Source organism: Synechococcus sp. MIT S1220 (assembly GCF_047303025.1).
Classification (GTDB): domain Bacteria; phylum Cyanobacteriota; class Cyanobacteriia; order PCC-6307; family Cyanobiaceae; genus Parasynechococcus.
On sequence record NZ_CP138939.1, the window covers coordinates 928,080 to 941,245 of the forward strand.

Genomic DNA, 13,166 nt, shown 5'->3' on the forward strand with positions numbered 1-13,166 from the left:
AATATCAGGGCTGTTGGGTAATAATTTAGCTTTAAGATTGTTTGTTGTTTGGACAACCATTTTAGAGTTTAACAATCCATTTAATGTGGACTTTAGACATGAGTTTTATCGGTCGGCTGAGATGCGGCAATCGTGGCTAAAAAGAATTTTTTTAATTGGTCCGCCTGCAGTTGCTACTTCCCACTGCAGCCTGTAACTCGTGAAGTCTTAAAATTGGAACTTCAATTAATTGTCGTGGCGGTATTTGTCAGAAAAGCCTTTATATCCCCGCCTTTGTCTTGCTATTTTGGTGCGGTTTCACTCAGACAATTCGACGGATTGTGTTAAGTCAGGATTTTTTGAAGGGAGATGTGAAGCGGTCCCGATGCCTATTGGCCAGCCTTTGTTTTTCGACGTGAACAAGATCACGAGCAGGGCCGTGATCGCCACAACGCTTCCGAGTGGATTGGGTTGCAGTCCTCCTGGCCCCACGAGCCATGCTGGTGTCGTCGGCGACAGCTGCAGGAGTCCGGCTTCAAGCAAAAACCAACCGCCCACAAGACCTCCGTGTAGACCAATACAGCCCCATAGGGAGCCTTGATCCTGGCGACGTCGCTCGGCGAGCAGCAATCCCAGCAGGAAGAGCCCAACCAGCAGGCTGAGCATCGGAATGACTCCCAGGTTGAACCGGGTATGCACCAGGCTGAAGACAATGGCCTGCCCCAAGATCCCCCATTTGGTTCCGAACAGAGTGCGGAGCTCTTCAAGCAGCCATCCTCGGAAGATCAGTTCTTCCGCGAAGCCCACACCGATGATCAGCAGGATTCCATTCAGCAGTTTTTGAAGTGAGCATTCGCCAAGCCAGTTGCCCCAGGCTCCGACCAGGATCGGCAGAACGATCACGGTCAGCAGAATCAGCGCCCAGATCAATCCTTGAAACAGCACGACAGTCATTCTTGGGCGCCCATCACGCCCTCCACCGCTGATTCCAAGAGTTCTCCATGGGTGTTTGCTGGTCCAGCGAACCCTGCTCCAACGCGGCAGCAGCGCCATGAACATCAAAAAGCTGAACAGGGTTCCCAGCGGTGAGACGTTGGATTCACTGAGGCCAAAAGGTGTCAACAGCTGTGCTGTCAACCAACCCATGGCATAGAGGCAGGGGACGAACAGCAAACTGGGGAGCCATGGGGGCTGAAGCCGTAGCAGATTGTTGAAGGATGGGATGGACGGGTTCAATCAGCTTTCCGGTTCGATCGAGCTGGTGAGACCTTTGGCTTTGAGGGTTTCGCAGTAGAACTCCGCCGGCTCAATGTCGCAGACGATGACCAGACCAACGCCTGAGTTGTGGGCTTCGAGCATGACGGCAAGAGCGTCCGGCTCGCTGAGCTGAGGAACCACCTGGCGCAGGGTGTTCACCACGTATTCCATGGTGTTCACAGGGTCGTTGTGGAGCAGGACCTTGTAACGCGGGGCTTTTTTGCGCACGCGCTCCGGTGCCTTTTCCATCACCGCAGCCCCACCGGGGCTGCGACCTGGGCTCTCCACCGCCATGACGAAGGGTCGAACGGAATCGAAATTTAAAGGGAATCGGAGCATGGCCGTTCGGTTGATGGGCTCAGAGTGCTGCGATTCGCGCCATCGCCGCATCAACATTGGCGCGGCTGTTGAACGCAGACAGCCTGAAATAGCCCTCGCCCGCAGCGCCGAAGCCGCTGCCGGGGGTGCCCACCACATTGGCTTTGTTCAACATGTGATCGAAGAACCCCCAGGAATCCATGCCCTCGGGGGTCTGAATCCAGACGTAGGGAGCGTGCTCTCCGCCGTAAACGGTCAGGCCTGCAGCGCTGAGTTCCCGGCGGATGATCGCAGCGTTTTCCATGTAGAAGCTCACCAGGTTCTTCACCTCTGCCTGACCGGCATCGGAATACACCGCTTCTGCTCCGCGTTGAACGATGTAGCTCACGCCATTGAACTTGGTGCTCTGGCGGCGGTTCCAGAGTCCCCAGAGTTCCACCTCCTCCCCGTTGCTGGCCTTGCCCTTGAGCCCCTTGGGCACAACGGTGAGGGCGCAGCGGGTTCCTGTGAAGCCCGCATTCTTGGAGAAGGAGCGGAATTCAATCGCGCATTTGCGCGCCCCTTCGATTTCAAAAATGGAATGGGGGATCGCGGGATCCTGAATGAATGCCTCATAGGCGGCATCGAACAGGATCAAAGCCCCATTGCTACGGGCGTAATCCACCCAGGCTTGCAGCTGCTCCTTGCTGGCGACTGCCCCGGTGGGATTGTTCGGAAAGCAGAGGTAGATCAGGTCGACCGGTTCAGAGGGAATCTGCGCTGAAAAGCTGTTCTCCGCACTGATCGGCAGGTAGGTCAGGCCGCCGTAACGGCCTTCATCGCCGGAATCGCCGGTGCGTCCAGCCATCACATTGCTGTCCACGTACACCGGGTAGACAGGGTCGGTTACGGCGATGCGATTGCCCTCCCCAAGGATGTCGAGGATGTTGCTGCTGTCGCACTTGGAGCCGTCGGAGACAAAGATTTCATCAGCGCTGACCTCACAGCCGCGCGCCTGGAAATCATTGTGGGCGATCGCTTCGCGTAGCCAGGCGTAGCCCTGCTCAGGGCCATAGCCGTGGAAGCCTTCGGCCGTTCCCATCTCATCGATGGCGACTTTCATGGCATCGCGGCAGGCTTGAGGCAAGGGTTCCGTAACGTCGCCGATACCGAGCCTGATCAGCGAGGCGTCGGGATGGGCAGTGCTAAATGCCTTGACCCTTCGGCCGATTTCCGGAAACAGGTAACCAGCCTTGAGTTTGAGGTAATTGCCGTTGACCTGAACCACGGAACAGCGAGGGGAGAGTGATGAGCAGGCATCTTGCCGTGTCGGCCGGTTCGACGGTTAATCCATACGATGCAATCAGGAGTCAGAACATCCGCCGTGGTCATGCCTGCTGTGGATCACCCCGTTGATTTCCATGCCCTTGTGGACAGTGGAATCAACAAGCCGGCCCGGTACATGGGCCATGAGCTTGGAGTTGAGGAACGGGACTGGCAGACCGCCTCCGTGCGCTGGGCTCTCACCTACCCAGAGATCTATGAGGTGGGGTCCAGCAACCTGGGGCACATTATTTTGTATTCGATCCTCAACGCCGTGCCAGGGCAGTTGTGTGATCGCGCTTATCTCCCCGCCGCCGACCTGGCTGCCCGGCTGCGGGAACGGCAGCAAGCGCTCTTTGCTGTGGAGAGTCGCAGGCCGCTGCCTGCCTTTGACATTCTCGGCTTCAGCCTCAGTTATGAGCTGGGTGCCACCAACATTCTCGAGATGCTGGATCTCTGCCAGGTTCCGATCCGGGCAGCGGAGCGGGGCGATCGTCCGCTCACCGACCCTGCATCACCACCGTTGATCTTCGCCGGCGGACCCACTGCCACCAGCAACCCGGAGCCCTACGCCGCATTCTTCGACTTTATTGCACTGGGTGATGGGGAGGAGCTTCTTCCGGAAATCGGCCTCGTGGTTGCCCAGGCGAAAGCGGAGGGTCTGAGCCGATCGCAACTGCTGAGGGATCTGGCCCTGGTGCCGGGGGTCTACGTGCCTTCCCTGTATTGCGTCGGCCCAGACGGCGTCACACTCAAACCGCTTCACACTGAGTTGCCGGAGCGGGTGCTGCGCCGTGTCGCAACGCCCATGCCTCATTACGCGATGGGACTGGTGCCCCATGTGGAAACGGTGCACGATCGGCTCACGGTGGAGATCCGCCGTGGCTGCACTAGGGGCTGTCGCTTTTGTCAGCCCGGCATGCTCACCCGCCCGGCTCGGGATGTGGAGCCGGAGGCGGTGATTGAGGCGGTTGAGACGGGCATGAAGCAGACCGGTTACAGCGATTTCTCCTTGCTGTCTCTGAGCTGCAGCGACTATCTGGCCTTGCCGGCGGTCGGCGTAGAGCTGCGCAATCGTCTGGCCGACCAGAACGTCACCCTTCAGCTACCGAGCCAACGGGTTGATCGCTTCGATGAGGACATCGCCCATATCCTCGGCGGCACCCGCCAGGCCGGGCTGACCTTTGCGCCGGAGGCCGGGACGCAGCGGCTGCGGGACATCGTGAACAAGGGCCTCACCGATGACGACCTGCTCAACGGTATCCGGACCGCCATGCAGAACGGCTACCGCAAGGTGAAGCTCTACTTCATGATCGGGCTGCCGGGTGAGACCGACGCCGATGTGCTCGGTGTTGCTGAGACCTGCGTCATGCTTCAGCAGCGCTGCCGCGATCTGGGGCGCTTGAACCTCAACATCACCATCAGCAATTTCACGCCGAAGCCCCACACGCCGTTTCAGTGGCACAGCGTGTCCTCCACAGAGTTTCTGAGACGCCAGGCCCTGCTCCGTGAAGCGTTCAAGCGGTTGCGGGGGGTGAAGGTCAATTTCACCGATGTGCGCCTGTCGGCGATGGAAGACTTTGTCGGCCGCAGCGACCGTCGTCTGGCACAGGTGATCGAAGCTGCTTGGCGGGCCGGTGCAGGGATGGATGCCTGGTTTGAGTCACTCGATCGCACCTATGCCGCCTGGACAGGGGCCATCGCCGCGGCCGGATTGGAGGGCCGCTACCGGACGATGGAACTGGGGAGCTGGAGTGCAGTGGCCGCTCTCGACCGCGACGATCTGGAGGCGTTCTGCGCTCAACCTCTGCCCTGGGATCACATCGACAGCGGCATCGACAAAGGTTGGCTGGCGGAGGATCTGCAGCGGGCCCTGACTGCAGCGGTGGTCCCCGACTGTTCCTTTGACGGTTGCAGCAATTGTGGAGTGTGTGGGCCTGATCTTGGCCACAACGTGGTGGTTCCCGCTCCGGAGGTTCCCATTCAGGTGCCGACTCAGGCCCCGCCCAGCGATCGCTGTTGCCGGCTTCGGATTCGCTTCGCCAAGACCGATGCGATGGCGCTTCTGAGCCACCTCGATCTGATGCGCATGCTGGAGCGTGCTCTGCGCCGCAGTGGTTTGCCGATCAGCTTCACGGGCGGCTTCCATCCGCTGCCAAGGATTCAGATCGCATTGGCACTCCCCCTCGGGGCGGAAGCCCACAGCGAATGGATGGACCTTGAATTCAGCGAAGTTCTCCCCGAGGCTCACCTGATCGAGCGCCTGCAGCCATTGTTGCCCGCGGGGATCAACCTGCTCGAGTGTCGAAAGGTGCCGGTCAGCGGTCCGAGCCTCTCGCAGCGGATCACAGCGGCTGTCTGGAGTTTTGATCTGTTCCTCGCAGGCGAAAACAGCCGGGATGTCGCACCGGTGGATTGGTTGGCGGCTGTCGGGGCCGTCGTTGCATCGGAGTCATTGATCTGGCACGACACCGATAAGAAAGGTCGTCCCCGCCAGCGGGATTGCAGACCCTCCCTTCAGGTTCTGGAGTGTCTTCGCCTTCAGGAACAGGGGCGCATTCGGCTGCGTCTCAAGGCCGAGGTTGATGCCTTGGGTCGGAGCATTCGGCCGATGCAGATCCAGCATTGGCTGACAGAGCATCTGCAGTGCAGCATTGGGATGGACCGCCTGTGCCGCGACGGGCTCCTCCTCTCACAGTGCTAGTTTCTAAAGAGGTCGAATGGATGTTTCAGAAACATTCACTCGTCTTCCGCGGTTGATCTTGCTTCAGTTCAAGCAGCCCGTAACCAGTTCCCGATAGGCGGTTCGTTCCGATCTGAGCCCAGGGAAAACCAGAGGAGTTTCTTCACTCCGCGCCATTCAGGTCTTTAAGACCTCAATTCAATTCTTTTGCCCCCCGCATCGGATGGTCGTCAGACATCTGTGCGGATTAGAGCTCATTGCGGGCTCCATCTGTGTTCATCCATGCCCCAGCAAATTGTCATCGCTGAGCAATTGCGGATCGCCGCAGTGCTCACTGATGATCGCGTTGATGAGTTAATCGTTGCGCAGGGTCGATATCAGATCGGTGATGTTTATCTCGGCACCGTTGAAAATGTTCTGCCGGGAATCGATGCCGCCTTCGTCAACATCGGAGAGAGTGAGAAAAACGGCTTTATTCATGTCACAGATCTCGGTCCCCTGCGGCTGAAGAAAGGATCCGCCGGGATCACCGAACTGCTCGAGCCTCGTCAGAAGGTTCTGGTGCAGGTGATGAAGGAGCCGACGGGCACCAAAGGTCCTCGGCTCACAGGCAATCTCGCTCTGCCAGGGCGTTATCTGGTGCTTCAGCCCCATGGCCAAGGTGTGAACATTTCACGCCGGATTAGCGCGGAATCCGAACGAAACCGTCTGAGAGCTTTGGGTGTGCTTATCAAACCTCCCGGGGCCGGACTGCTCATTCGCACCGAGGCCGATGGAATCAGCGAAGACTTGCTGATTGATGACCTCGAAGCGCTGTTGCGCCAATGGGAGGCGATTCAACAGGCGGCGGAAACCGCGTCACCACCAGTTCTGCTGAATCGTGACGAGGACTTCATTCATCGCATCCTGCGCGATCACATGGGTCCCGATTTGGTTCGGGTCGTCATCGACGAGCCGGCTGCAACGGAACGGGTGACCAGTTTCCTGGGACAGGACGGGTCCAATGTGCTCGTCGAAGCCCACAGCGAGCCCTCCGAGCTGCTGGAGCACTACCGGATCAATGCCGCCATCCGTGATGCGCTCAAACCGCGGGTTGATCTTCCCTCCGGTGGTTACGTGATCATCGAGCCCACCGAGGCGCTCACGGTCATTGATGTGAACTCAGGCTCGTTCACCCGCTCGGCGAATGCGCGGGAAACCGTCCTTTGGACCAACTGCGAAGCAGCGATCGAAATCGCTCGACAGCTCAAGCTTCGCAACATCGGCGGCGTGATCATCATCGATTTCATCGATATGGATTCACGCCGTGATCAATTGCAGTTGCTCGAACATTTCACGACGGCGGTGCGCGATGACGCGGCGCGACCACAGATCGCACAGCTGACGGAACTTGGCTTGGTGGAGCTGACCCGCAAACGTCAGGGGCAGAACATTTATGAGTTGTTCGGTCGCGCCTGTCCCAGTTGCGGAGGACTGGGACACGTTGCCGTGCTTCCCGGCAAGGATCTGCTAATGCCTGTGGCCACTGCCTCCGGCCTGGTGCGATCAGCAGCATCTGCCCGTGCGGAGGTGGTTTCACCCTTGGAAGCTGGTGGAAACGGCCGCCGACGACGGGGTGGGCGGGGTCGTGCGTCCTCAGACGTTCCCGCTGCTGCACAACAGGTTTCTATTTCGGCCACTGCTGATGCAGACCCGGCACCCGAGGAGCGTCAGCAGCAGCAGGAGGAGGGCAGTTCGTCAGCCGCCGCAGCACCAACTCGCCGTCCAGAGCCGGAGCTGGTTGCGGTTCCGATGACACCTGAGCAACAGGAGGTTTATGGATGGTTGGGGCTGGATCCCGCATTGCTGCTGGAGTCACAGCCGGAATCAGACCATGTGCTCGTTCGTGTGGTTCGTCCCGGCGAGGATCCTGAGGCCGTTCTGGAGGAAGCCCGTCAACAGCTTGCAGCCAGCTCTGCACGCCGCCGCCGGCGCGGGCGTGGCGGACGGGGATCAGGATCAGGCCGAAATGGTTCGACGACAACACCGGTCGGCAACAGCTCGTCGGATCCAGTAGCCGCTGATGACACTCCTGTCCAGGATGATCCCAAACCGCTGATGGTGGAAATCACCCCGCTACCGCTGCCGGTGGACTCTGCGCCTTCCGAAAGCATGGTTGTCGTGACTCAACAGGATGGTGCGGGTCTGGATCAGTCCCAAGCCAGCGCTGAGCAGCCCCCTGAACCTGAAGCAAAGCACGAGGAGATCGAGGAACCGCGTCGTCGTCGTCGTCGGTCGTCGGCAGCTGGCTCCAGCTGAATTCTGCTCAGTTGACGGTGGATGTTCCAGCGGGACCAGGGGTGGCCGGTGTGGATGAAGTGGGTCGTGGATGCCTGTTTGGTCCCGTGTTTGCGGCTGCTGTTGTGCTGGACATCAAGGCGGCTGGGAGGCTTTTGGAGGCCGGCCTCACTGACAGCAAGAAGCTGACGGCCAAACGCCGGCAGGCTCTTGTTCCACTTATCGAGCAAAACAGCATCGCTTGGGCCCTCGGGCAGGGCTCAGCCCGGGACATTGATCGGCAGGGGATCCGGGCGGCGACGGAGTTGGCCATGCTTCGTGCCTTGCAGCGTTTGCCGGAACAACCATCGCTGGTGTTGGTGGATGGATCGCTGCCGCTGCGGCCCTGGACAGGGCATCAGCAAACCATTGTTGCTGGCGACAGTCTCTCCGCGGCGATTGCTGCGGCCAGTGTGCTGGCCAAACAGGCCAGAGATGCCTTGATCAGGCGGCTGGCGCTTCGTTTCCCGGGCTATGGGCTAGAACGCCATGCCGGGTATGGCACCGCTCAGCACCGTCAGGCGCTCCTGTTATCAGGCCCGACTGCCCTGCACCGCCGCAGTTTTCTCCGTCGTCTTCTTGGCACTCTCGATTGAGCTGCACCAGCGGTGGAAATCACTGAGCAGCTGCTGACCAACACGGGCCTTGATGCCAATCAGAATGCCACTGAGGATCGATTCGCCTGTCGATTCGATCAGCCGCCGCGGAATCAGCCGCAGGAGTGCTGGCTGGCTGACCTGAACGGCCAGTGAAGCGTCGCCCACCAACCCGGTGGGTGTGGCATTAAGGATCGCTTCAAGGGTCAATTTGAAGTCATCTACCACGCCAAGACCCTCGAGTTCGCAGTCCACAGCGCGCATCACGATGGACTCGTCTTGGTGTTCGGTTTCGAGGATGACAACAGGGGTCACCTGAAGTTGAAACACCTGAAGTTTGGTGACCAGGTAGCGATAACGGCCAGGCCCAATGCGCGTGAGTTGTTGACCGTCCAGCAGTGCTGCGATCAGGCGATCGTCCTGTCGGAGATAGGCGGGAAGGTTCTGTGCCTGGCGACGGACAGGGAGATCAAGGTGCTGACTGGCCTTGAAAGCCAGAGGCATGGTCGACGCTCGGCGCGTCATGATCTTATCGAGTCCGTGCCACCAGCCCTGATGCCTTCACGCATCGCATTTCTTGGTCCGGCGGGCACCTATGGAGAGAAAGCCACTGCGGCGCTCATCGAGCTGGAGGGGTTGGCTGATGCCGAACCGGTGGCCTGCGTGGGATTGCGCGCTGTGGTGGATCATTTGGCATCCGGTCAAAGCGATGCCGCGGTTGTCCCCGTGGAGAACTCCGTCGAAGGTGGTGTCACCGCCACGCTCGATGCCCTCTGGAGGCATCGAGACCTAACCATTCGTAGAGCGTTGGTTCTGCCGATTCGCCATGCACTGCTCAGCGATGGAGATCTGAACTCGATCACCGAGGTGTTGTCTCACCCGCAGGCTCTCGCGCAGTGCAGCGGCTGGTTGGCTTCCCATCTCCCGTCTGCACTGCAGCTGCCGACCAGCTCAACTGCCGAGGCGGCCCGCATGGTGGTGGGCAGTCGATTCAGAGCAGCCATCGCTTCCCGTAAGGCTGGTGATGAACGCGGATTGAATCTTTTGGAGTATCCGATTAATGATGTGGCGGGTAACTGCACCCGGTTCCTGTTGTTGCAACGAGGGGAACGGAGGCTGTCCGGTGATCTCGCCAGCCTCGCCTTTTCACTCCATTGCAATGCGCCTGGAGCTTTGCTTGAGGCCTTGGGTTGTCTGGCTCAGCGCAACCTCAATATGAGCCGGATTGAATCCAGGCCGTCGAAGCGGGAGCTCGGAGAATATGTGTTTTTTGTGGATGTTGATCTTGCAGGCCAGTCGACGTCGGCTTTGAAAGCATTAATTTCCGATCTTGAACCGATGTGTGAGCATCTGGCGCATTTTGGGGCTTACCCCAGCTCGGAGTTGATCAGCGATTGAGGCGGAACACACCGAATTGCATCAAGCCTGTGGCGAAAGCCCAGCGCATCAACAGCAGCGTTGGTGTCTCCCGCAACCCTTGAATCACAGCCTTTGGACCAAGCCCGAGAACAGCTCCGGGTCGTCGTATGCCTTCGACAATTGAATCGATCCAGGAGGGCAAGGTGGGTTGGGTCCAATCACCGGTGCTGATCGCCCCCCTGTTGTGTTGGCTGACTTCAAGGTTCTGTCGGAAGCCTTTGATGCTGGCGAACTCAGGGTGGGCCCATTGGGTGAGGAGTTGATGCATCACCCAGCGTTCGTTGCGGTTCAATGCTCCATCCGAGGGGTCCCTGCGGTTCCAGTCCGCAACGGCGAGGCATCCACCAGGACGCATCACTCGTAATAGTTCATCGGCAAACCGCTGTTTGTCGGGCATGTGCGGCCCCGCTTCCACACTCCAAACGGCGTCGAACTGTTGATCGGCCAGTTGAAGATCCAGGGCATCCATGACCTCGAACCGACAAGACAAGGCTTCGGGTGTGAGTTCGGTAGCACGCCGAACCTGTGCGCTACTGATGCTGATGCCGAGAACATCAAATCCATAATCCTGCGCCAGGATCCGTGCGCTGCCCCCGATGCCACACCCCACATCCAGCACCTTGGACCCCCTGGGCAGCTGGTCGAGGCCACTCCAGCGGACCAGCTCGTGGACGAATGCCTCCTTGGCTTTGCGGAAATCCCGATCGGACGGGGGAGTGCCGTAGTGGCCGAGGTGCACATGTTCTCCCCAGAGACGTTCCAGGAGACGATCATCGGTCCAGGCGTCGTAGGCGGCTGCCACGCTTTCGGAGGAGGTGTAGCGGCGGTTGCGACGCTTCCACAGCAGAAAAGCAGTGGCACTGAGTCCACCGGTGAGGAGAAGTGCTTCAGTCAGCATCAGGCGTCGCTGTTATCGGGATTGGAGAGGGTGTCTTTGAGAACAGTGCGGGCTGCCAGTTGTCGACGGGTGTTGTCGAGCATGTCGAACTGACGCTGCAGCCGTTCATGGGTATCGGTGAGTTCCAGCAGGCCTTGTTGTTCACCTGCTGCTCGATTGTCGAGATGAGCCCCGATCCAGAAAGAAAGCTCGCGCGGTAGGTCGGGAAGGTCTTCGGGCAAGGTCACATCCCTGCCCTGGAGTTTTGCGGTGAGATTCACCACGTCGTGCAGCGCATCTCGAACTGTGGTGCTGAGATCGTTCAAGCCGTCCGGATTTTCAACTTCATCGTCTTCCACCCAGCTCACCATTGCGGAGCGAAAGGGGGTTTCACGGGTGATGTTGAGCACCCGGAAGCGTTGCTGCCCAAGCGTGACAATGTAACTGCGCCCGTCGTCTGTGGTTTGGTGCTGCAGAACTTCTGCGCAACAGCCAATTTCAGCCATTTCCCGATTAGAGGGATCAATGCGAACGATTCCAAAGCGCTTGTCGGATTCAAGAACCGACTGCAGCATCATTCGATAGCGGGATTCGAAAATATGAAGCGGTAGGAGTTGCTGCGGAAACAGGACGACGTCCGGCAGAGGAAACAGGGGTAGTTCCCTGACGGAAAAATCACTCACGAACGCCGTCTGACTGTTGGATGAATCCTAGGAAGAGGCCTGCTGCTCTGACGAGATCAGAGCTTCACCTCGATGTCCACGCCACTGGGAAGATCCAGCTTCATCAGAGCATCAATCGTCTTTGCGGATGGGCTGTAGATATCAATGATGCGGCGATGGGTCCTGGTCTCGAAGTGCTCACGGGAGTCCTTATCCACGTGAGGGGAGCGCAGGACGCAATAGATTTTGCGTTTGGTCGGTAGAGGAATAGGGCCGATTGCGGTTGCGGCGGTGTTGTCGGCTGTTTCGATGATTTTTTCGCAGGACAGATCGAGCATGCGGCGATCAAACGCCTTGAGGCGAATGCGGATCTTCTGCTGAGCGATCGCGGTGGTCATGGGAAGACAGGGTCAGATCCCTGATGGAGTGGATTGGGTTGTCGAGGTTCGAAAAAGGGGTGAGGGATGGCGAGATCGAAGCCTCAGTCCATCCCTCCGAGATCTGTCGATCTCAGATCATTCGATGATCGTGGTCACAACGCCGGCACCGATGGTGCGACCACCTTCGCGGATCGCGAAGCGCATGCCGGTTTCCATCGCGACGGGGCAGATCAGCTCACCGGTCATCTTGATGCGGTCACCAGGCATCACCATTTCCACAGCCGAACCGTCGTCAGCGGTGAAGGCGGTGATTTGTCCCGTCACATCCGTGGTGCGGATATAGAACTGCGGGCGGTAACCAGCGAAGAAGGGGGTATGGCGTCCTCCTTCTTCCTTCTTCAGGACGTACACCTCACCCTCGAATTTGGTGTGGGGTGTGATGGAGCCTGGCTTCACAAGCACCATGCCGCGTTCAATGTCTTCCTTCTGGATGCCACGCAGCAGCAGGCCGCAGTTATCACCAGCCATGCCCTCGTCGAGGAGTTTGCGGAACATCTCAACACCGGTGACGGTGGTTTTGCGAGGCTCACGAATGCCGACAATTTCGACTTCCTCACCCACTTTGACCTTGCCGCGCTCGATCCGGCCGGTGGCCACGGTTCCACGACCAGTGATGGAGAACACATCTTCCACTGCCATCAGGAAGGGCTTGTCGACTTCCCGCTCGGGTTCGGGGATGTTGGCGTCAACAGCAGCCATCAATTCTTCAATCTTGGCTTCCCACTCGGCTTCGCCTTCGAGAGCTTTCAGACCAGAGACTTGAACGACGGGGATTTCATCGCCAGGGAAGTCGTAGCTGTCGAGCAGTTCACGCACTTCCATCTCGACCAGTTCGATGATCTCTTCGTCATCGACCATGTCGCACTTGTTGAGAGCGACCACAAGCGCGGGAACGCCCACCTGTTTTGCCAACAGGATGTGCTCTTTCGTCTGAGCCATCGGGCCGTCAGTGGCGGCGCACACCAGGATGGCGCCGTCCATTTGAGCAGCACCGGTGATCATGTTCTTGACGTAGTCCGCGTGGCCGGGGCAATCCACATGGGCATAGTGACGGGTATCGGTTTCGTACTCGACGTGGGCGGTGTTGATGGTGATGCCGCGCTCACGCTCCTCAGGAGCCCCATCGATATCTGCATAATCTTGCTTCTCGGCCTGACCCTTTTTCGCGAGCACGTTGGTGATCGCGGCGGTGAGAGTGGTTTTGCCATGGTCAACGTGGCCGATCGTGCCGATGTTGACGTGGGGCTTGTTCCTTTCGAACTTCTCGCGTGCCATGAGTGTTTAAAGAATCGAGGGGTGAATGAGGTAGTTAATAGA

12 protein-coding genes are annotated in these 13,166 nt (G+C 58.9%); 4 read left to right on the top strand and 8 right to left on the bottom strand.

The annotated features are described in order from the left end of the window. Positions 1-297: 297 nt before the first annotated feature. From SIB64_RS04320 to SIB64_RS04330, 3 genes are all read right to left on the bottom strand, one after another. The gene (locus SIB64_RS04320) at positions 298-1,215 is read right to left on the bottom strand and encodes a CPBP family intramembrane glutamic endopeptidase (protein ID WP_413442072.1); all 918 of its coding nucleotides are present in this window, start codon (positions 1,213-1,215) and stop codon (positions 298-300) included. After that, the gene (gene clpS, locus SIB64_RS04325; RefSeq protein WP_413442870.1) at positions 1,216-1,530 is read right to left on the bottom strand and encodes an ATP-dependent Clp protease adapter ClpS; all 315 of its coding nucleotides are present in this window, start codon (positions 1,528-1,530) and stop codon (positions 1,216-1,218) included. A 64-nt stretch (positions 1,531-1,594) separates the two neighbouring features. Then, positions 1,595-2,821 (bottom strand): LL-diaminopimelate aminotransferase, encoded by a 1,227-nt coding sequence (locus SIB64_RS04330; RefSeq protein WP_413442073.1) that lies wholly within the window; start codon positions 2,819-2,821, stop codon positions 1,595-1,597. Between the two features lie 102 nt (positions 2,822-2,923). On the opposite strand from SIB64_RS04330, the gene SIB64_RS04335 reads away from it, so the two are divergent. The 3 genes from SIB64_RS04335 (at position 2,924) to SIB64_RS04345 (ending at position 8,451) form a co-directional block, all read left to right on the top strand. Continuing rightward, the gene (locus SIB64_RS04335; protein WP_413442074.1) at positions 2,924-5,560 is read left to right on the top strand and encodes a TIGR03960 family B12-binding radical SAM protein; all 2,637 of its coding nucleotides are present in this window, start codon (positions 2,924-2,926) and stop codon (positions 5,558-5,560) included. 261 nt (positions 5,561-5,821) lie between these two features. Next, positions 5,822-7,837 carry an Rne/Rng family ribonuclease gene (locus SIB64_RS04340; RefSeq protein ID WP_413442075.1) on the top strand — a complete coding sequence of 672 codons (2,016 nt, stop codon included), beginning with the start codon at positions 5,822-5,824 and terminating at the stop codon, positions 7,835-7,837. A gap of 11 nt (positions 7,838-7,848) precedes the next feature. Further along, entirely contained in the window at positions 7,849-8,451 is a 603-nt protein-coding gene (locus SIB64_RS04345) for a ribonuclease HII (protein WP_413442076.1), read from the top strand. Here SIB64_RS04345 and SIB64_RS04350 read toward each other — a convergent pair. After that, positions 8,389-8,976: a DUF1997 domain-containing protein gene (locus SIB64_RS04350; RefSeq protein ID WP_413442077.1), complete on the bottom strand. Its 588-nt coding sequence runs from the start codon at positions 8,974-8,976 to the stop codon at positions 8,389-8,391. The two genes, SIB64_RS04345 and SIB64_RS04350, sit on opposite strands and share 63 nt — an antisense overlap. A 30-nt stretch (positions 8,977-9,006) precedes the next feature. Between SIB64_RS04350 and pheA the strand changes: the two genes are divergently transcribed. Continuing rightward, entirely contained in the window at positions 9,007-9,849 is an 843-nt protein-coding gene (gene pheA, locus SIB64_RS04355; RefSeq protein ID WP_413442078.1) for a prephenate dehydratase, read from the top strand. Here the strand turns inward: pheA and SIB64_RS04360 are convergent. From SIB64_RS04360 to tuf, 4 genes are all read right to left on the bottom strand, one after another. After that, a complete protein-coding gene (locus SIB64_RS04360; protein ID WP_413442079.1) occupies positions 9,839-10,768 on the bottom strand; it encodes a methyltransferase domain-containing protein in 930 nt (309 codons plus the stop codon). The genes pheA and SIB64_RS04360 overlap by 11 nt on opposite strands. Continuing rightward, on the bottom strand, positions 10,768-11,430 hold the full coding sequence (locus tag SIB64_RS04365; RefSeq protein ID WP_413442080.1) for an LON peptidase substrate-binding domain-containing protein: 663 nt from the start codon (positions 11,428-11,430) through the stop codon (positions 10,768-10,770). Before SIB64_RS04365 ends, SIB64_RS04360 begins: the two co-directional genes overlap by 1 nt. 56 nt (positions 11,431-11,486) lie before the next feature. Then, positions 11,487-11,807 carry a 30S ribosomal protein S10 gene (gene rpsJ, locus SIB64_RS04370; RefSeq protein WP_413442081.1) on the bottom strand — a complete coding sequence of 107 codons (321 nt, stop codon included), beginning with the start codon at positions 11,805-11,807 and terminating at the stop codon, positions 11,487-11,489. Between the two features lie 117 nt (positions 11,808-11,924). Next, complete coding sequence (gene tuf, locus SIB64_RS04375; RefSeq protein ID WP_413442082.1) at positions 11,925-13,124, bottom strand: elongation factor Tu; 1,200 nt, start codon at positions 13,122-13,124, stop codon at positions 11,925-11,927. Positions 13,125-13,166 lie beyond the last annotated feature (42 nt).

What these genes read in the sequence shown, in the direction of transcription:
- rpsJ (WP_413442081.1), bottom strand. Translation starts at nt 11,807, where the DNA reads ATGACCACCGCGATCGCTCAGCAGAAGATCCGCATTCGCCTCAAGGCG.
- tuf (WP_413442082.1), bottom strand. Translation starts at nt 13,124, where the DNA reads ATGGCACGCGAGAAGTTCGAAAGGAACAAGCCCCACGTCAACATCGGC.
- SIB64_RS04360 (WP_413442079.1), bottom strand. Translation starts at nt 10,768, where the DNA reads ATGCTGACTGAAGCACTTCTCCTCACCGGTGGACTCAGTGCCACTGCT.
- SIB64_RS04340 (WP_413442075.1), top strand. Translation starts at nt 5,822, where the DNA reads ATGCCCCAGCAAATTGTCATCGCTGAGCAATTGCGGATCGCCGCAGTG.
- pheA (WP_413442078.1), top strand. Translation starts at nt 9,007, where the DNA reads ATGCCTTCACGCATCGCATTTCTTGGTCCGGCGGGCACCTATGGAGAG.
- SIB64_RS04350 (WP_413442077.1), bottom strand. Translation starts at nt 8,976, where the DNA reads ATGACGCGCCGAGCGTCGACCATGCCTCTGGCTTTCAAGGCCAGTCAG.
- SIB64_RS04335 (WP_413442074.1), top strand. Translation starts at nt 2,924, where the DNA reads ATGCCTGCTGTGGATCACCCCGTTGATTTCCATGCCCTTGTGGACAGT.
- clpS (WP_413442870.1), bottom strand. Translation starts at nt 1,530, where the DNA reads ATGGCGGTGGAGAGCCCAGGTCGCAGCCCCGGTGGGGCTGCGGTGATG.